The sequence below is a fragment of the Vibrio sp. Y10_XG_PY6 genome, from assembly GCF_024181795.1.
Classification (GTDB): domain Bacteria; phylum Pseudomonadota; class Gammaproteobacteria; order Enterobacterales; family Vibrionaceae; genus Vibrio; species Vibrio diabolicus.
Map to the genome: position 1 here is coordinate 1,152,554 of NZ_JAMZAQ010000001.1, position 19,079 is coordinate 1,171,632.

At 42.4% G+C, this 19,079-nt stretch carries 19 protein-coding genes and 1 pseudogene; 5 read left to right on the forward strand and 15 right to left on the reverse strand.

All coding sequences use genetic code 11. The annotated features are described in order from the left end of the window. Positions 1 to 27: 27 nt before the first annotated feature. On the forward strand, positions 28 to 507 hold the full coding sequence (locus NL644_RS05080; protein WP_006742302.1) for an aminoacyl-tRNA deacylase: 480 nt from the start codon (positions 28 to 30) through the stop codon (positions 505 to 507). A 166-nt stretch (positions 508 to 673) separates the two neighbouring features. Here NL644_RS05080 and NL644_RS05085 read toward each other — a convergent pair whose 3' ends face one another. The 3 genes from NL644_RS05085 to NL644_RS05095 form a co-directional block, all read right to left on the reverse strand. After that, positions 674 to 2,086: a coniferyl aldehyde dehydrogenase gene (locus NL644_RS05085; protein WP_253658101.1), complete on the reverse strand. Its 1,413-nt coding sequence runs from the start codon at positions 2,084 to 2,086 to the stop codon at positions 674 to 676. A gap of 125 nt (positions 2,087 to 2,211) precedes the next feature. Further along, positions 2,212 to 2,784, reverse strand: a complete 573-nt coding sequence (locus NL644_RS05090; RefSeq protein WP_253658102.1) for a GNAT family N-acetyltransferase — start codon at positions 2,782 to 2,784, stop codon at positions 2,212 to 2,214. A gap of 115 nt (positions 2,785 to 2,899) precedes the next feature. Then, positions 2,900 to 3,358, reverse strand: coding sequence for an NUDIX pyrophosphatase (locus NL644_RS05095; protein WP_164665573.1), 459 nt, complete (start codon positions 3,356 to 3,358; stop codon positions 2,900 to 2,902). Between the two features lie 184 nt (positions 3,359 to 3,542). Here NL644_RS05095 and NL644_RS05100 point away from each other — a divergent pair, with 184 nt between their 5' ends. Beyond that, entirely contained in the window at positions 3,543 to 4,448 is a 906-nt protein-coding gene (locus tag NL644_RS05100; RefSeq protein ID WP_005395238.1) for a DMT family transporter, read from the forward strand. Between the two features lie 82 nt (positions 4,449 to 4,530). On the opposite strand, the gene NL644_RS05105 is transcribed toward NL644_RS05100, so the two are convergent. Beyond that, the gene (locus NL644_RS05105; protein ID WP_005395239.1) at positions 4,531 to 4,845 is read right to left on the reverse strand and encodes a multidrug efflux SMR transporter; all 315 of its coding nucleotides are present in this window, start codon (positions 4,843 to 4,845) and stop codon (positions 4,531 to 4,533) included. A gap of 150 nt (positions 4,846 to 4,995) precedes the next feature. After that, positions 4,996 to 7,101 carry a M4 family metallopeptidase gene (locus NL644_RS05110; protein WP_253658103.1) on the reverse strand — a complete coding sequence of 702 codons (2,106 nt, stop codon included), beginning with the start codon at positions 7,099 to 7,101 and terminating at the stop codon, positions 4,996 to 4,998. A gap of 352 nt (positions 7,102 to 7,453) precedes the next feature. Between NL644_RS05110 and NL644_RS05115 the strand changes: the two genes are divergently transcribed. Further along, positions 7,454 to 8,818, forward strand: coding sequence for an endonuclease/exonuclease/phosphatase family protein (locus NL644_RS05115; protein WP_253658104.1), 1,365 nt, complete (start codon positions 7,454 to 7,456; stop codon positions 8,816 to 8,818). Between the two features lie 292 nt (positions 8,819 to 9,110). On the opposite strand, the gene NL644_RS05120 is transcribed toward NL644_RS05115, so the two are convergent. The 4 genes from NL644_RS05120 to NL644_RS05135 all read right to left on the reverse strand — a co-directional run bounded on the left by NL644_RS05120 (position 9,111) and on the right by NL644_RS05135 (position 11,961). Then, positions 9,111 to 9,644 carry a hypothetical protein gene (locus NL644_RS05120; RefSeq protein ID WP_047008291.1) on the reverse strand — a complete coding sequence of 178 codons (534 nt, stop codon included), beginning with the start codon at positions 9,642 to 9,644 and terminating at the stop codon, positions 9,111 to 9,113. Then, on the reverse strand, positions 9,638 to 10,024 hold the full coding sequence (locus NL644_RS05125; RefSeq protein WP_012842326.1) for an MAPEG family protein: 387 nt from the start codon (positions 10,022 to 10,024) through the stop codon (positions 9,638 to 9,640). Before NL644_RS05125 ends, NL644_RS05120 begins: the two co-directional genes overlap by 7 nt. Positions 10,025 to 10,231: 207 nt before the next feature. Further along, positions 10,232 to 11,137, reverse strand: a complete 906-nt coding sequence (gene rarD / locus NL644_RS05130) for an EamA family transporter RarD (RefSeq protein WP_253658105.1) — start codon at positions 11,135 to 11,137, stop codon at positions 10,232 to 10,234. Between the two features lie 101 nt (positions 11,138 to 11,238). Beyond that, on the reverse strand, positions 11,239 to 11,961 hold the full coding sequence (locus tag NL644_RS05135) for a sulfite exporter TauE/SafE family protein (protein WP_005395248.1): 723 nt from the start codon (positions 11,959 to 11,961) through the stop codon (positions 11,239 to 11,241). Positions 11,962 to 12,407: 446 nt separating this feature from the next. Here NL644_RS05135 and NL644_RS05140 point away from each other — a divergent pair, with 446 nt between their 5' ends. After that, positions 12,408 to 12,938, forward strand: coding sequence for a prepilin-type N-terminal cleavage/methylation domain-containing protein (locus tag NL644_RS05140; protein ID WP_253658106.1), 531 nt, complete (start codon positions 12,408 to 12,410; stop codon positions 12,936 to 12,938). 48 nt (positions 12,939 to 12,986) lie between these two features. On the opposite strand, the gene NL644_RS05145 is transcribed toward NL644_RS05140, so the two are convergent. Then, the gene (locus NL644_RS05145; RefSeq protein WP_253658107.1) at positions 12,987 to 13,967 is read right to left on the reverse strand and encodes a chemotaxis protein; all 981 of its coding nucleotides are present in this window, start codon (positions 13,965 to 13,967) and stop codon (positions 12,987 to 12,989) included. A gap of 478 nt (positions 13,968 to 14,445) precedes the next feature. Here NL644_RS05145 and NL644_RS05150 point away from each other — a divergent pair, with 478 nt between their 5' ends. Continuing rightward, positions 14,446 to 15,054 (forward strand): response regulator transcription factor, encoded by a 609-nt coding sequence (locus NL644_RS05150; RefSeq protein ID WP_005395257.1) that lies wholly within the window; start codon positions 14,446 to 14,448, stop codon positions 15,052 to 15,054. On the opposite strand, the gene NL644_RS05155 is transcribed toward NL644_RS05150, so the two are convergent. From NL644_RS05155 to NL644_RS05175, 5 genes and pseudogenes are all read right to left on the reverse strand, one after another. Beyond that, positions 15,051 to 15,938: a LysR family transcriptional regulator gene (locus tag NL644_RS05155; RefSeq protein ID WP_203342551.1), complete on the reverse strand. Its 888-nt coding sequence runs from the start codon at positions 15,936 to 15,938 to the stop codon at positions 15,051 to 15,053. The two genes, NL644_RS05150 and NL644_RS05155, sit on opposite strands and share 4 nt — an antisense overlap. A gap of 136 nt (positions 15,939 to 16,074) precedes the next feature. Further along, positions 16,075 to 16,284: pseudogene (locus NL644_RS05160) on the reverse strand (diguanylate cyclase); the annotation flags it as partial. A gap of 133 nt (positions 16,285 to 16,417) precedes the next feature. After that, positions 16,418 to 16,822: a hypothetical protein gene (locus NL644_RS05165; protein WP_253658108.1), complete on the reverse strand. Its 405-nt coding sequence runs from the start codon at positions 16,820 to 16,822 to the stop codon at positions 16,418 to 16,420. Positions 16,823 to 17,131: 309 nt separating this feature from the next. Then, the gene (locus NL644_RS05170) at positions 17,132 to 17,695 is read right to left on the reverse strand and encodes an OmpA family protein (protein ID WP_253658109.1); all 564 of its coding nucleotides are present in this window, start codon (positions 17,693 to 17,695) and stop codon (positions 17,132 to 17,134) included. Between the two features lies 1 nt (position 17,696). Next, positions 17,697 to 19,079 carry a TadE/TadG family type IV pilus assembly protein gene (locus tag NL644_RS05175; RefSeq protein WP_253658110.1) on the reverse strand — a complete coding sequence of 461 codons (1,383 nt, stop codon included), beginning with the start codon at positions 19,077 to 19,079 and terminating at the stop codon, positions 17,697 to 17,699.

Consider the following 19,079-nt stretch of genomic DNA (forward strand, 5'->3'; position numbering starts at 1 on the left):
TATGGGTCTCATACACGTGGAGGCTATATGACGATTGCAACCCGATTAGATGAATATTTGACTGAGCATAACATTCACTTTCAAACCGTGAATCACAGCCACAGTCATAGCTCGCTACAAAGTGGTGTTGCCGCAGGTGTGCCTTTAATGAATATCGCAAAAGGCGTCATTCTTGAGGATCATGAAGGGCATCATATGATGGCAGTCTTACCTGCCAACAACAAAATCAGTTTGTCGAGATTAAACGATGAATTTAACGCTACTTTCCACTTGGTGAAAGAGCGTATGGTTTACCGACTCTTCACTGATTGTGAGCACGGCGCGATTCCACCGATTGGTAGTCCTTACCACATGTCGACCGTTTGTGATGAAAGATTAGCAAACTTGGAACATGTCTATCTTGAAGCCGGCGATCATGAAACTCTGATTAAGCTAGATAGAAAGGCATTTAAAGAGCTAATGAACGACTGCAAATACTTAAGATTCAGCAGTGAAGTTCTGCATTAAACTTCCAAAAATCTGTCGACATTTCGTGAAAAAGGCTCTTTCAAAAAGAGCCTTTCTTTCTCTATTGGCAGCGCGTGGTGGAAACTTCCCGACCTTAGGTAATCCGCAATTCAGAACACATAGAAACAAAAAACGCCCGTTTGAGCGGTTTTTAACAATCCAACCACTATCGAACAAAAATCTTTTGAATCGCTTTTATCGCCATAGCTCTGCGACGCATTAATGCCCCCGTCCTTGGTAGCCATTTCGGCGTGTGGAGTACGGTTTTCGCGTGGCTAAAGGTTCTGAATCCTTCCACTCCGTGATAATGACCAATGCCTGATTCACCAACGCCACCGAAAGGCGCATCTTCAGCGCCAACGTGTAATACCGTGTCGTTAATGCCGACGCCGCCACTGTGTGTGTTGCGTACAATATGTCTGATGGTCGATTTGTTGTCCGACATAACATACAGCGCAAGTGGTCGCTGGTGCTGATTAATGTAGTCAATCGCTTCATCTACCGCTTTGTAAGGCTTGATGGGTAGAAATGGCCCAAATATTTCCTCTTGCATGATGCGCATATCTGTCGACACGTCTGTGATCAAATGAGGATACAAAAGCCTTTCCTGTTGAGGTGACGCTTCAACAGTATGGATGCTTGCGCCCTGAGCTTTGGCGTCCTCAAGTAGCGCAGTCAAACGATCATACTGTCGTTGATTAATAATATGGGTCAGCTTTTGATTCTTGTTGGATTTCAAATAGAGTTTTTCAAAACGTTTTAAGAACAGCGTAATGAACTCTTCGACGCGTTCTTGTGGTACAAACGCGTAATCTGGCGCCACACAAATCTGGCCTGCATTGATGCATTTACCAAACAAAATCGCATCAACGGTTTTCTTCATGTCTGCATCTTCTGCAATGATCACCGGAGATTTTCCACCCAGCTCTAACGTCACTGGAGTCAGGTTATCTGCCGCTGCTTTTGCCACAGCGCGACCAACATTTGTCGAGCCTGTAAACAAAAGATGATCGAATGGCAGTTGACTGAAGGATTGGGCAACGTCCGCTTCACCTTCAAATACTTCGACATATTCAGACAACTCGCGACAAATATTGACGATGACTTTATTGGTTTTGGGCGTAAATTCGCTGAGCTTCATCATCACACGGTTACCTGCGGCCAAAGCAGTAACTAAAGGCGCAAGGCTCAAAATGACAGGAAAATTCCACGGCGAAATGATCCCGACCACGCCGAGTGGCTGATACTGAACAGTCACTTTCGACGGAGCAAGCAACAGACCGGATTCACGCTTACTTGGTTTGCACCACTTTTTTAGCTGCTTGATGGTGTAATTGATGTGCGAGACCGTCGGCAAAACGTCGGTCATGGCGGTATCAAATTCGGAACGATAACCAAAATCGTCACTCAGCGCTTCCACCAATGCTTGTTTATTCGCTATCAGAGCTTGTTTTAGCAAGACAAGGCGCTGCTTACGCTCATCCAAACTAGGATAAGGTTCGGCGGCATACGCCGCTTTTAAGCGATCAAGGCTTTGTTGTAACAGGTTGTCCACTTCAACCTCTGCGATTGCGTTCATGATGCTTCTCCTAACCTAGTTTCAACCAATGACGCTCCAAATTAACACGAGCGCAACAATGTTACTATTGTAGCGCTCGCGAAATTAGAGTTCGAACTCTGATTAAAATATCAGTGGGTTTGGAGCTAAGTCAGACGCAACTCATAAATGCCGAGCCGTTGAGAGCGGTCAAGCGTCTCGAACTCGTGATCAACATATTCTTTTAATGTGGCACCAGCACGCTCAGCAATACTGATACTGGCGATGTTGTCTTCCATACAGTGGAATTGGATGAATTGCGCGTGCCCTTTCTGCTTCAAAAAAGGAATCAACACCGCGAGTACTTGGTCGATCACTCGGTGTCCTCGCCCATTGTTGGCAAGCCAATAGCCAATCTCAGTGACGCGTGTGTGCGAATCCACACCTTTAATGCCAATAACACCCGTAAACTGCCCATCAAAATAAATAGCGCACCAGTGGGCATCTAACGCTTTGCTGTTCACGCGCTGAGATATGTAGTTCACCGCTTCTCTGCGGTTGGTCACAAAGTCCGTCCAAGGCAAATAGCCAGAGAGGCTGTTTCGATACGTGTTCACCACTTCCAGTAAAACGGTCGCATGTTTGGTGGTGAGAGGCTCAATTGAGACCCTTTCTGAAACAGAAAAACTGGCCTGCATGCTATTTCCTTGATACGCCTTTGGGCACATGACCTCATCCATCCACTTTATCCCTTTTTTCAGTAAACACTACTCACAAATCCTACCGCCTCATTGCGCTGAGAACAAACTTCCATATTCGTTATGTCAAACGTGCTTAAAAGGATGGCTATCTCGTCTAGTCTGTTTGTTCAATTAACGTAAATGGCGTCAACGACTCCACATCCACGTAATGCCTCCACACATGTTCGTAAAGGTGGTGTTGATTTGCAAACGGAGCTAGTCGTTTTGCTTCTTCAAGCGTACACCAACAATACTCTGTGTGTTCTTCGTTAAGTACAACCGATTGGTTAGGTGGACAAAACATTACGAAGCATGGAATAACCATGATGCGGTTATTTTTTGCTTCGTAGAACTGTTCTAGAAAGTCTGCAGTATGTAACTCAACATCGTCAATTTGCGTCTCCTCTTTCAGTTCTCTGAGAATAGTTTGCCATCCGGTTTCACCGGCCTCTACACCACCAGCAACATGGCACCAATAACCACCTTTAACACGTTTGAGCAACAGCATTTTATCGACGCCATCAATTTTAGAAATGACAACGCCAGAAGTATGCGTAGCTTGAACTGGGATCATGTATGCTCCTTAAATATCTAGATATTTCCTAGATGCGCTCCATGCGCGAATGAAAGATAGGGTTGCTTGAGAACCCATAGTCTACTGCTTATTCTCACTCTCGGCAGACGTGTTTAAATATCACGGATCATTTTGTGAGCTGAGTATGCTAAAGTGCGATCTGTCGCAACAAATGAGCAGTAAAATGTCTAATTCATTCAACACTCTGGTTCCCATTGGTGTGCGCTTTATGGTGCTCTCCGCATTCGGTTTCGCGCTAATGTCTGCCACAGTAAAGCATGTCAGTCTTCATGGTATCCCTGTATTTGAGATTGTTGCAGCGAGGGCACTCGTCTCACTTGTTATCAGCTATTTAGATGTTAAGCGAAAACGAATTTCTGTATGGGGCAATAATAAGCCATTACTGTTTGCGCGTGGCGCAGTGGGCACCATGGCATTGATGTGCGTATATTATTCGGTGACTACCTTACCTTTGGCAGAAGCGACCATATTCCAATACATTCACCCAGTATTTACTGCGCTCCTAGCCGTCTTTTTCTTGAAGGAACGCATTCAACCATCGACGTTCCTTTGTATTGCCTTGTGCTTACTCGGCATCTATATAATGGTAAGTCCAGAAACCGGACAAGAAGCAGAACGCACTTTACCTATGTTTAGCGTAATGATTGCAATCTTGGGCGCATTTGGTAGCTCAATTGCTTATGTCATTGTTAGAAAACTTAGCCAAACTGAAGATAGTTCAGTGATCATTTTCTATTTCCCTCTGGTTGCTCTGCCCGCTTCACTCTTACTGATTGGCGATGATTTTGTTATGCCCGACCTGTATCTGACTTTCATGTTGGTTTTGGTTGGTGTATTCACCCAAGTTGGGCAATTGGGATTAACCAAAGCAATGCAAACTCAGCAAGCGGGCAAAGCGTCTGCTTACTCGTATATTCAGATCGTATTTTCTGTGTTGTTAGGCATCATTTTCTTCGGCGAAATCCCGCTCATCTGGACGTACATCGGTGGTGCACTAATTGTAGCGGGCGCACTCATTAACGTATTTGGCCACCATTTGCGATTGCCATTTGTTAAGCGCAGCGCTTAACCCTTCAGCCCCAAAGCGAGATAACACTAAAACGTAAAAAGCCAGAGTCGACTCTGGCTTTCTTTTTATGTTTAACCTGACGTTAAGCGGATAATTTTAATCCAGCGATACCAGCTACAATAAGCAATAAACTCAGCAATTTTATCAGCGTCGCGGGCTCGTTAAATATGTAGATACTGACGATTGCTGTTCCAATCGCTCCTATACCTACCCAAACGCCGTAAGCGATACCGAGAGGTAGCGTCCTTAATGCAATTCCAAGTAACCAAAAGCTCAACACCATAAACGTAACGGTAAAGCCAGATGCCGCCAATTTGGTAAAACCTTGTGAGTATTTTAGTCCGACAGCCCATGCCACTTCGCATAAGCCAGCAATGAAGAGAATTCCCCAAGCCATGTCATATTTCCCAACGAGATGGGGTCGTCCCCGAGAAAAGATAGAGCGGTGAGGTCGTCCTCACTTCTTTGTGACTCGCTATTATATACAGAAAATTGAACGTAAAAAAATAAGGCCCTGATATTTCAGGGCCTATTTACATAAAAATCGCTAGGGCTTAGCGATGATGAATACGGTACCATCCGTCAACGTAAAGCTAACCTCACTGGTTTTCTTTCCGATACCGGATAAACTGCACTCGTTATCGTTATCACACGGCGTATTTGAAATAACATTCCACACGCCATTCATCAAGCCAGAACCAGTAATAATCGCCGTCCATGTTTTACCATTGTTGATCGATTGTGTAGTAACTTCATCAGATGGTGGTGGCGCTTCTTGTCCTACATAACTTGCTTCCACATTCAAGTTACTGTAGCTGCTGTAAGCGTACACACCAATGTGCCACGTTCCTTCATTCGGAGAAGTAATACTACATGCTTCATTACTGTTGCTACTGTATGAGCGACAATCGTAGCTGGTTAAACTTGGTTCACTTCCCAGCTTAACGTAAAGATCCGCATCGCCGTTTGCTCCCGATGTGGTAACAATAAAGTCTGAACTGTTGGTAGGCACATCAATCGTAAAACAATGCCACTCACCAGTAGATGAAGAGTCTATGTTGCTGGAAACACCATTGTTTAGGGCGATAGCCTCACACGTGCTAGATGGTGGCTCGACGACTCCGCCATCAACTGAAACACCGACCTGAGCAAAAGCGTCGGCTACATCATTCGCCGCCACGTTTAAGCTTTGGGCGGCGGCCAATACACCCGCAGCTGCAGAGTCAAACGTTTCGCTTGGCGTCCAGTAGTTCTGGTTAGCGTACGCAAAAACCTCGAACGCTTGTCGCGTTCCCCAATTGTACTCAACCGCCAATAGATAAAACGCTTTGTTAAACACACCACTTGAATAATGCACATCCATGCCACTCACATACTGAGATGCGTGATCAATTGAACGACCATCAAGGGGCGGATTATCCATATAACGCAACGCCGCATTGGCAGCCTTTCTAATATCGTACCCAACTTTCCAATCGTTAGAACCACGTGAATAGAATTCAGCCGCCTCACCTGCCATATCTGAGAAAGCCTCATTGATTCCGCCAGATTGCTCTGAATAAATCAGATCAGAGTTTTGTTCTGTAAATCCATGGCTAACTTCGTGCGCTGAGACATCTAAACTCACTAAAGGATAGAAATAACTCGCACCGTCGCCAAAAGTCATACTCGAGCCATTCCAAAAGGCGTTTTCATAGCGTTTTCGGTAATGCACTCGCATTTGAAGCTGAAACGTTAAGGGAGCGGTATTTAGCCAATCTTTGTACATGTCGTATACCACTTTGCCAAAGTAATGCGCATCGTTTAACGGGCTGTACGCTCCATTAATTTCTTTAACACTATTGGTTGGACAAACGAACGTATGTGTATTGCCAGACGTCCTACCATTCAAGTTGATGGTTTTGACCACGCCAGGAATATCCATCAAACACGTATCACCGGATTGCTGGACTAATAGAGACTCAAAGTCCACACCATAATGATAACGACCAATTTTTTGGTTTCCTCCCGGACCATTCGCTTCTACGTGCGCTAACCCTTCATATTGCAGCAAAATGTTTCCTGTTTTAGCATCAACAAGAAAGGTGGGACGCGTAGGCTTACCACCATGCTCATTATCAGCAAAAAACTGGACAATATAAGCTAAGTGCGCCACGTCACTTTTATCGACATAAATACGCAAACCTTGGCGCTGATTATCTATTTGGTATCCGTTTTCACGGTACGACTTTTGCGTTGAAGACATTACTTGAGAAAGCGACAATCTAGGCACCATATCATTGATATCTCGGGCAATATCCTTTACGAGAGTGCCGTTGATGTGCTTGATTTGGCCCTGTTTATCACGATGTACGACAATTTGCTTGCCCCAAATCGGGACGCCTTTAAACATCTGCTGATAACGACTATGCGTACCGCCGTTTTTACCTTTGTTAGTTTTCAGCTTTTGTACACGATTTCCATTTTGTAAACCTAACACACGATCTATATTTTGTGCGGCTGCAAGGTTGCGTTTTTCTAAAGCAACAACAAGACCATGGTTTTGCTCTAGCCGTTCGGACTGAGCGGCGGATAAAGATGTTGAAAAAAAAAGTGGTGAAGCAAGTATTGCCGTGACAAATAGCCTGCTCTGATAGTTTGATACTGAACCCATCGGTTAGCCCCCTATTTTGCATCAATAGCAAAGCCAAACTGACCAGTTCTTATTTGTTTGTTTCTCACCCGAAAGTAAAGTCAAACTTATCGTAATCATCCCGCTCATTGATTTTAGCACACACAATCATACAGCTTATGTTTTAGTGCCATTTCATCTATTAAAAGCGACACCGTTTTTTAACAATTTGCATATAACCTTTTGGTGTTGAAAGTGTTGCGTTTATTGCACAAATCACACAAAAACTAATTGAACATGTAAATATGAAAACGTTTGTGTGATTGATATCGCTTAAAACAATTACTGATGACTTTAATATTCAGCAGAATCAATTATAAGGTATGACGTACCCATGAAAACAATCAAAACCTCTATCGCTCTCCTGGTTGGCGCCGCTCTATTATCTGGATGTAATGACGACACTGAATACGTCAATGTTCAGCCTAAAGAAGTAAAAATAGCGACTTACAACCTCTCTTTTGACCGTGCAACTTTTGAAGCTTTAGTGAGTGAAATGCAAATTGAACCAGCGCAGCAAACTGTATTGGTTACTTCCTATTTAGACGGTTCTATCGCCGCTGAAGACAAAAACACTGCGGAAAAAGTCATTCAAATTCGTAACGTTGCAGCGATTATTCAGAAGAATCGTCCTGATGTCCTTATGATGGCGGAATACAACAACGACGGAACAGGCGAAAACAAAGCAGCCATTGAAGGCTTCCAGAAGAACTACCTGTCTGTCGCGCAAAGCATCAATGGTGCAGGCGGTGAAGCGAACCTTGAACCTATCGAATATCCTTACGCGGAGTCTTACTCTACCAACACAGGTTTGCTAAGCGAGTTTGACCTCGACAACAATGGAACAGCAGGTCAAATGCCGGGCGATGCATGGGGCTTTGGCATGTACCACGGTCAATATGCCTTTGCCCTAATGTCTAAATACAAGATTGATACGGCAAATACGCGTACGTTCCAAGCGTTTAAATGGAAAGATATGGAAGGTGCGAAGATTCCAACCATTACTATCTGTGACGGCTCACAAAAGATTCCAGATGGCATGAAGTGTGGTGATGAGTGGTACTCTGCAGAAGAATGGGATCAAGTACGCCTATCTTCTAAAAACCACGTAGATGCACCAATTATCATTCCGACTCGCAATGGCGAGGAAGTTGTGCATCTACTGATGTCGCACCCTACTCCACCAGTATTCGATCCAGGTAAAAACAAAGCGCAAAACGCAGCCGAAGTAGAGTTCTGGCATCACTACATTCAAGGTAAAGACTATTTCTACGACGATGCAGGTAAGAAAGGCGGCTTATCGAGCGGGGCTAAATTCGTAATGATGGGCGATCAAAACCTTGATCCCGTGGCCGGTGACGGTATTAGCTCTGTAATGCAAGAACTGCATAATGATCCATTGGTTAACCAAACCGTGATGAATGGCGAGCTTTATCCAACAAGCTTTGGGGCAGCCGAACACGCTGTTGACCGCAGCTCCACTCACCCATATCCAAATCGCATCACTTCGACGTTTGGCTTGGGTGTCGATTATGCCTTGCCTTCTGCAAACCTAAATGTGGTGGACTCTGGTGTATACTGGTCAGCTTCTTATGAAGAAGGTCGTAAGCTATTTAACGATGCGCGTATCGGCAAGTATGGTGATGGCAAAGATGTGTCTTCCGACCATCGCATGATCTGGATTAAAGCACAGTTCTAAACTGTGTCATTTAAATAAAAAAAAGCCAACCACAAGGATTCGTGATTGGCTGTATATATTTGTGAACAAAGTGGTTCACTAACAACGTCAGTTGGCTAGGTGACCCTCGGCTTAGAAAGGGTCACTCATACTAAAGCATGAGACGTGCCAACTTTGTAGCGCACAAAAACAGGTTGTTATTTAATCACTTTCATTAAAACTTCACCAATAGCCACTGTTTGCTCACGCAATGAATTGCAATTTGCAAATTATAATTGGCATTTCGCAATAAACCCTACCATTAACTTTTGTTCTATGGCTTCCTAGCCAAATCACGTGCGAGGATTAATGCGAGTCCGAATACTTGCAAGAAGAGCCCGATATTCTTGTACCAAGCGATCTTTTCATCTTGCTTTGCCATTACCTCATTGAGCTCTACATTCTCAATGTAATAGTCATCAATGCGATCTCTATACGAAGCTTGTGCTTGGTTTATCTTTGACATTAGCTGAGGGAGTTTATCTATTTGTATTTCATCCGATTCGTGATGAGTCCAAGAGGATAAGTGCCCTTCCAATATCTGTTCTATCTCCGAAGGTATCGCTGCGCTCTGACCTATGTGCAAGTGAAGCAGCAACGCCTCTCTTTTTCTTTCTAGAGTTTCAACGCTATTCCACGCGAGTTGGATGGAATACAAGTTTTCCGCCTTTTGCTCTGCGAGTTGCGAATACTGTTTGCCAAGCCTATCAAGGACCAAGCTAGTAAGAACGATCGCGCCAATATTCAGTACTAACCCAATCAGAACGAGTACCCATGGCGGCGGGATATAGCTACGAAGACTTACCATAACTTATCGTACGGAAGATAAATCATATTCAGCACAACCAGAGAAAGTATCACTAGGAATGTCACCTGCATGCCCCTAACACGCCTTTTTAAGTCCTCTTTCAATATACCTCTAGCATGGATAATCCGACCGATCACGAAAATAATGCCTGTGAGATGTATCCAGGTTGGATAAGCGCTATTGAATTCTAATAGTGCCATTAGAATCAGAGTAATGGGGATATATTCTGTCGCGTTACTCTGTGCACTACGAGCGATTTGGAGAGCCTCTACTCCTCCGTCAGCATAAGCAACCTGATTTAAGCGACGCTGCTTAATCACTTGAACGGCCAACCAAATAATCAGTATTGCAAGAATGCTAGCGTATAGAGCTGTGATCATATGTCGTCCTTTTTGATCCGGTTTTCATTATATAGCGTGTCACTTGGCTATAAATATAGCGGTATCCTAATGATAATGCGTCAATTAACCTCAAATTATGATTTGACTCGAATATAAGAAAACGAGCAAGAGAATACTTTATGGAACTAAAAACGCCCTCGAGTAGAGGGCGTGAGAGTGAAATCGTGAATATTCATGAATGGTGCACTATAAAGGATGATTGGCCAGCTTTTTACGCTTGTGCCCTTTGACAATACTTTCAAAGATTGTAAATAACAACCCCACCCAAATAAAGGCAAAGGTCACTGCTTTAACTTCATCAAACAGTTCACCGAAAAACATGACAGCCAAAACAAACTGCAAGCTTGGTTCAATGTATTGCATTAAACCAACTGTCGATAAGTTTGTTATACGTATCGCGATAGAATAAAAAATCAGTGGTAAAAGCGTGATCGGTGCGCTGCCAAAGTACAAAAGCAATGTTGTGATATCTACACCTGAAGCCAACTCACCCACTGTCCATTGTTTGTAGAACAAATACGCCACGGCAACTGGAGTCAATAGCAGAGCCTCAACAAATAAGGTGGTGCTCCAGTCGTATGTTATCTTCTTCTTGTACAACCCATACAAAGCAAAGAACAACCCCATCGTTAGTGCGATAACAGGCAACTGGCCATAATGAATCACTTGATACATCACGCCAATTGTTGCTAGCATAATTGCGATGAGCTTGCCTTTTGAAAGCTTATCTCCAAGAATAAACACGCCTAATGCCACTGACACTAACGGTCCAATAAAAAAGCCTAAGCTTGCATCAATGACTCGATGGTGAGTCAAGGCCCAAGTGAACGCACTCCATGAAATACACATCAAACTGCTCGCGACAAACGTGTACCACAAAGATTTTTTGTCACACCAGATTTCTTTCCAACTCGGTCCTCGACGGGTTATACCAAGCACAATTAAAAAACCGACAGGAACTGAGCCGATGATTCGCCATGCCAGCAACTCATCCATTGAAGCATTCGGTAAATAACGATAATAAATGGGCAGCAGCCCCCAAATTACAAAGGAGAATGCTGCCATAAAAGTGCCATAACGAGTGTTATTCATAAAACTATCGCTCATCTAAACGAATAAGTCAGCGCAAACAAATCGCGCTATGCATGATAAAAGGAACGCGATATCCCTGTGAATTTAAGATGCTGAGGGCATTATTGGTTCAACGCTTGTACTACTGCTGTAAACCCACTCACAAAACACAACATAAGTGCTCCAAACCGAATTTTTTCTTTTGGTAACGATTGGGTGGTTTTCATCGCGAGCCAATACCCAAGTGCTGCCGCAGGTAATAGCGGAATAGTAATCACCAAATGGTGTAATGTGAAGAAACCAGCGGGAATTTGAACAACGAGCGAAATGATGGAACTGAAAACAAAAAATGCCGACAGGTTACCGCGTAACTGATTTGCTTCTTGATGTTGCAACAACAACGCCATCGGTGGGCCTCCAATCGCCGAACTGGTACCAAACAATCCAGAAAAGAATCCTGCTAATGTCATACGCGCTGGTGTGGGTTCAACCCGAAACGGTAAAACACTCACCACAACCGCGAATAACACCAAAAAACCAATCCAAAGTGTAAGAGCTTGAGTCGAGACAAAAAAAAGTAGCAAGCCGCCCGCGACCGATCCGGGCACACGCCCAATCAATGCCATTTTTAAACCGCCGATTTCAACACTACTGCGGTGCTTCATCGCATTCATCAACGAAATAAATAACGCGACTAAACAGATTGGTGCAGGCACATACTCCGGCGCCCAAAGAATCAGTAAAGGTGCGGCAACAATTGCCAAGCCAAAGCCTATTGCGGTTTGTACATAAGAGCCAAGAAATATTAGCCCTATCGCAAGCAAGTTTATCGAATCGAATTCCATTTAGATTATTCTTATATTTGAAAGCCAAACACGAAACCAAAGCACATTCGCACGATGAATGCATCGAGTGTGTTGTGATATGAATCTCGCGTAGCATTCATCAAAGTGAACAAAAAGACAATCCATTTGTGCGGTTTGCCATCACTTCTTTTCGTCTTTCATTCAGCCGATGTTCGCGTATGCTTATATCTAGGCGAATTCATGCTCGACTGTTCATGCAGCATTTCTTCCACGGAATTAATGACTGCTCAAAAACGGCCGCATTAGATCTTTGCCCCCTCCTCCCGCTCTATGTAGGCGTAGCCGATTCTCACTACGTCGGTATAGCACTTTATGACTCATCGCTTTATACTATTGATCATTTTGTCATTACCGTGCTTATTTACACAACAACAAGTGTACGGTCAGTGTTACTTTTTCTACCTTTAACTTGCTATGAAAATAATATGAGAAAACAAACTGGATTTACTCTAATAGAGTTAGTCGTAGTTATTGTCGTGCTTGGCATTCTTGCTGTCACTGCCGCACCACGCTTTTTAAACCTTCAAAGTGATGCGCGTGAAGCGCGTTTAGAAGGCATGAAGGGCGCAATTGCATCAGCGCTTGGTGTCGGTTATGGGAAAATGCCGATTGCAGGGTTGGAGAGCAAATCTTACGTTTCAAACTTCGTAGACAGTGCTTTAATGGCCGATTTACCATTTGACGGTTGTAATATTGGTGGTTCAAAACGCTGTGTTTTCTTATATGGGTATCCTGATTCTGATAGCGAGTCGATGAAATTGCTTGTGCAAGGGCTGAACGAAGAAGGCTCAGATTGGAAAACATTTCATCACCCAGCGGGTTCAACAACACGAGAAATGGTCATTGCAGCAGTAGACGAAAAAAGAGCAAGCCTGACACAATGCGGGATTTTATATGGACCACCGCAGGCTCCAAACGAAAGTTACACCTTAAAAATTCTTCCATGCCCACAATAAGATAAGGCTGCCCATCGGCAGCCTTATTTTTAATCTTATCGGGTTTGTTTACGCAAAGTTAAATACGTATTTATCCATCATATTCACCATACGGCCAATCTCTGGCTTGGTAATCGTATCATTTGCGCCAAGAGACAGTGCTTTGGCTCGGTTATCCTCACTCATCAATGATGAGAACATAATGATCGGCATTTCATGAAACGCTTCAGTATCGCGTAGTCTCTTCACTAAGTGCATACCATCCATTCGAGGCATTTCTACGTCCGTAACCACCGCATCTAACAGCTCTTTAACTGGCAAGTTTTCTTCTTTCGCGACCTCGATTAAGCTCATTAATTTCTCATGAGCCTCACCACCGTCTTTACAAGTGATCACATTGTAACCTGAAGAAGCTAATGTATCTTGAATCAAAGAGCGAATAAATGCTGAGTCATCCACCACCATGATCGTTTTAGCATTACGCTTACCCACCATTCTCTGGTTTAGATCTACCGACTTATCTCCTTTCACATCGTATTTTTCCATACTCAGCTCTGGGTTAATATCCGCGATGATTTTTTCAAAGTCGAGAATCATGATCAGGTTGCCTTCTTTGCGAACAACGGCCACTACACAATCTTGTTCGCCCGCTTCCAAAAACTGACTTGGTGATTCCACATCATTCCAAGAGATACGATGAATACGTGAAATACTATCAATCAGAAAGCCATTGGTCATTTTGTTGAAATCAGTAACGATAACAAACTTACGCTCTAGCTCCTGGCGTGTTGGTACACCTAACCAACCAGCTAAATCTACTAAAGGCGTCAATACATCTCTGGACGAAAACACCCCGATCATGTGAGGTTGTGCGTTTGGATAATCGGTTGTCTCTGGTACGCGAATCACTTCTCGTACTTTCGCAACGTTGATGCCGTAATAACAAGTTTTTGTGCTGCCATCCGGCAATGTTTTTTCTAAATGAAACTCGATGATTTCAAGCTCATTGGTACCACTTTCTGTCAAAATGGTGCTGGTTACGTTACTCATAAAGCCAATTATCCAACCAAAATACGCATCAGAAAAAGTTTGATGCAAACGCCATGAGAAGCCATTCTCAGGCTAAAAATCCAAGCATCCTTTTTAGTCGTTACAACAAAGTTTGTAAACCACCAAAAGGACGGCCAACGCACATTTCCATATCAAACTGTGAAAAAATGTCTCATTTTTGAACAGGATAACATGAGTTAACTTAGTGCGACCTTACCTTCCCACTTTTAGCGGCCATTTCGATAAAAAGTTTAGGGTTAATATTGATGTTTTTCGTTGGCCTATCACTATTCCCACACATATGAAATCCCTCGTGTATTGGCGTATTCGGCAGTATCTTATTCAATTGTGCTCAGTGAATTTCAATTATAGAAAATGTCATTTTCCTTTCCATCAGCAAGGTTTTTCCTACAATCCCTCTTAATACAATCATATTGCGTTGGGCGGTATGACAGTTCGGATAGTAGTGAGGCTCCATTTGAATAATGTTCTTATCATTGATGACCAACCACTTTACAGCGAAGCACTGACTTCTCTTGTTGAGAGCGTAATCAACACAGCCGAAGTCATTCAGTCGAAAGACAGCGCAGAAGTAATGGACTTAGTTCGAAATACAAAAATTGATTTTATTATTCTAGACGTTGTCCTTGGTGATCGAGATGGTATGCGTTTGGCGAAGAATATTTTAGCAACGGGCTATCAAGGTAAATTACTTTTCATTTCTTCACGCGACTATTCCAGCCTTTCTAAAGCGGCTTACGAGATGGGAGCTCATGGTTTCTTGAATAAAAACGAGACAAAAGAAGCGATTGCTGACGCGATTGTGAGTGTCTCACGTGGGTACTCTATGTTTAAGTCTACTCACGCTCCTTCTACTGGTGATGTCACGCTATCCAATCGCGAAGCCATGGTGTTCCACTACTTAGCTCAGGGCTATTCAAATAAACGTATTTCAGAACAACTATCGCTCAGCGCTAAAACCATCAGCACTTACAAAACTCGTATTTTGAAAAAATACCATGCAGATTCATTGATTGAATTACTGCATACGATCCCAAGCGCTGAAAACATTCAATGCGATCGTTAGTTCTTCATATATTTTGCAATGGCATCGGTTAATATCTGGTGCATTGCGTCGTGACGATGGCTTTGCTTCATCTGAATTACAACCTTTGGCCAGCCGTTGGGGTAATAAGATTCAGGAATACGAATAAAACGGTATCCTTCGATTGGCGCCTGATACTCCAGAAAAACCGTCGCCGCCTTTTTTTGTTTGAGCAGCTTTAGCACACTGCTCACGTTATCTAGCGCTGCAATTCGATTGATCACCATACCGTGATTCTCCATTGCTCGTTTTGCAAGCTGCTCTTTCTCTTTCCAACCGATAATTTCAAGCATAATAAATGGCAGTTTGGCAGCCTCTTCAAGAGTGGTGATCCCAAGCTCTTCCGGAACAACAACCACAGCAGGCGCGTAGCCAATAAATTTCTGATGGATAGATTTTGGCAATTCATCATTGAAGTAATGAAGCTGGGCATCCACTTTGCCTAAAAGGATTTCGTCCACCGTATATTCCGTGATGGTTGCGACAGTAATATGAGCTTTAGGAAACAGCGTCATTAAATCCATCGCCAACAAGTGTCCAAATGAGTACTGAGCCGTTTGGGGTAAACAGACCGTTATATCCTTACTGTATTTTTCTGGTTTGAATTCTGATCGAACTAAGCATGTTTCTAAGTTATCTAATGCATCTGCTATTTTGGGTAACTGACGCATCAGAAAGTTGGTGGGTTCTAAATGATGTGGGTGACGAATGAATAGTTCATCACCAAGCTGGATGCGTAAGCGAGCAAGATATTTACTGATCGACGCCTCACTCTTGCCCAAGGCTTTCGCTACGGGTTTAAGCTGACGATGCTTTTCTAGCAGAACCAGTATTTTTAATAGGTTTAGATCAAGGTCTTTGTTCACGATACAGTACCAGTTGGGTCTTATGCTAATCAGCAATCAAAGGAGCATTATGCATTGCTCGACTAATATAAAAGACCAAGGGTACTGCTTGGTCAAATTTATCAAACAGTTATGTCATGGTTATGTATTGTTGTCCTCAAACACGCTGTTTTTTCATTTCATATAACTTTTCATCTGCTCTCACGATCACCTCTTGCAGCGTTTCATCCTCTTCGCGCACAGCAACACCAGTACTAACGCTGATCTATATATCTAATGTATTTAAACGATTGTGTTTAACAACGCCACGGAGCTTTTTCGCTAACATGGAAGCTTTGCTCATGCTGCATCCGGGCAAAATAATCATATTTGATAGAAATTACTATTTTTACAATCATAGCTTACCCCCATGTAAGTTTGCCTTATATCTAAGTACTTCTCATAGTAGAGGTAAGCCATTATCCTAGTTTCTGTATTAAAAATTAAGACATTTAAAGCATTTATTGAGTCATATAGTTCCTTGCCATCAACGCCAGACTCCTTATAACATTTTTTATATATATATGCTCTTTGTAAAGCTCATCCGCAACTAGTTTATTTTCCAGCCTATCTAATTTGAAATTATATTCCAGTATTTTTGTTGCATACTTTACATAGCGAGAAACAAATTCTTTATCAACCTCGCTTACCGAAAGATAACCGATAGCTTTGTCAACGTCATCACGAATACTATTTCTATCTAAGTCTATCCCGACTAAAGAATCTGACGTATCCTTAATTATACGTGTGTTATATACATATACCTCCAGTTGTTCACTCATACTTAGATTTTCTACTTTACTATAAGAATAATAAGAGTTTCCTAAAAACAAAATTAGCATTTGTAAAACATACTTAAGCTTCATTTATCAATCCGAAAATATTGTAAAAAATGTTCTATATCTAAAAATTAATCCATGTAATATTAAAGTATGATTTATACTCACCACATTAAATTACCTTCAATTCAAATAAGAAAACTTTGAGCCCAGAATAGGGCTCATATTTAATATATCGCTAGTATTTATCGCTCTACCCACTCTAAGCTTTGTTTATAATTTTTAGTATTTCCAACCTATTTCGACGCCATATAAAAATCAGCAAAGACGTTTAAACACCACATAAAATTGAGCACATAAATATTAAAATCACGACAGCAACTAGTGGATTGCACATTACTCTATAGTCAGTACAACTCGACGGTTACAGCCAGATACTTTGTTTTCATTTACCTTACAAATCGGCGCAGACTCACCGAATGCTTTTTCAACAATCCTGTTGCCTAGACCTAACCCTTGTTTCAGGTATGTTGTTGCGGCATTCGCGCGACGAGCAGACAAGCCTTTGTTATAAGCTTGAGAACCGACCTCATCAGTATGCCCTTCAACAAGAACATGAGTACCCTCGTCAACCAGTTGCAAGTATTGTGAAATCGCCTGTTTGTGAGTATCTGTTAAACGGTATTTATCAGTATCATAGTTGAGGAACAACGACATCGAGTTCTTATCAAAGGTGCAGCTGTCGGTGGCATTCCCCCCCTCAACCTTAACTACTCTTTTATCCTGTACAATAGAACGTTCTTCATTTACCGTCACCGCTAACTTACCAACAACCTGAGTGACTTTGGTTTCGGAACTTTTAAGAATTTTAGAGCTCACGTAGTTTTCATCATGATTAATACAATTAGCGAGTGCGACATTTGAGGTAAAAATAATCGCGATTGATAATAATTTTTTCATTTTAATCTTTTAATCGTCCTGTCTCTTCGTTAATCAGATTTAATATATATTTGTAGACATCTTTACCATTTTTTGCGTGATAAATATTTTTCTCGCCAACACAATCACCGAACCCATCGTCTTTTTGTACGTTGTAGTTAACACCTATAACGCCCATAGTGACTTTTGTTTTTTCACCTTCTAATTTCGCGTGTTCACTTTGAAACTTATTTTCTTTGCTAGAAATTCTTTTCTTGAGCTGTTCACAAAGGTTGTGTTCACGCACTAATGACTTCAAGAACTTGTCGTAAACTTGTTGATACTGAATATAACCGTAACTGTCTCGATAACTTTTTGTGACTACATCGTATTTGTTTCTATACGTACTATTTCTATGGAGATGGTCAGGGAATCGTACGTCTGTATCTGCACCATCAGAAAGGAAGATAAACACCTGTTCCGGGTTACGATCTTCTTTCTTCACTTTGTCCGCTTCTTTCGCTGCTGCAATCAAGCCTAACCAAGAGTCGGTACCGCCCCCTCTTGCAGGCATTATCTTGTTGGAATTCAATATATTGATAAAGTCCTGATAGTTGTCTGTTATTGAAATATCTCGTGCCTGATTATAATAACTAGAGTGGTACACGTTTTGTTCATCCACAGACTGGTCAAACATATCATCGACAATGCTTTGGAAAGATGCTTCTGTGTGAGAAAACTCACTTGCATAGTCGTAGAATTTTAGTCTGCGATCCCTTTTATCGTATTTCACGTTGTAGGCGTTGTAAGTCAACAAGGCAACGCGACTCTTCTTATTCTCACCGGTTTTGAAGTCCTTCAAATCTTCGACAACCTTGGTGATCGTTTCCTTCACCACCTGCATCTGAGTTTTGTTGTTTTGCCCATACCACAGGTTACTCATCGATTGACTGGTATCCAGTATGAAGTAGATATCCACCGGTTGAGGTAAGTATTTCCGGGTGATCGAGTCGCCAGACACTTTGAATTTTGGCTCTACGCCGATTTCATTATGTGGAATCCATGAATCATGCTCAGAGGTGGCAACCACGGTGAAGTCTGCAAATGGCGATAACTCATTGGCTTTCTGAACACAACCGTCTTTGTACTCACACTTCTTGGTCGATACATTGATCTGAATGTCGCTAATATTGTCGGTAATATATAAGTCAACAATTCTCTGCGCATAGTCTTTGTCTTCTTGATTGTCTTTGCCCGGACTTGCAATCAAGGCAAGACTTGCAACTTCAGCCGCCTCTTCTATTTTTGAGTGCGCAAGCAAACGTTGCGTATAGCCAACAGAAAACGAGAAAGTGATGATTAATATAGGGAGAAACGAAAGAAATATGATCCCAGCAACCCCTTTTTGCTTAGTGAAGCGATTCAT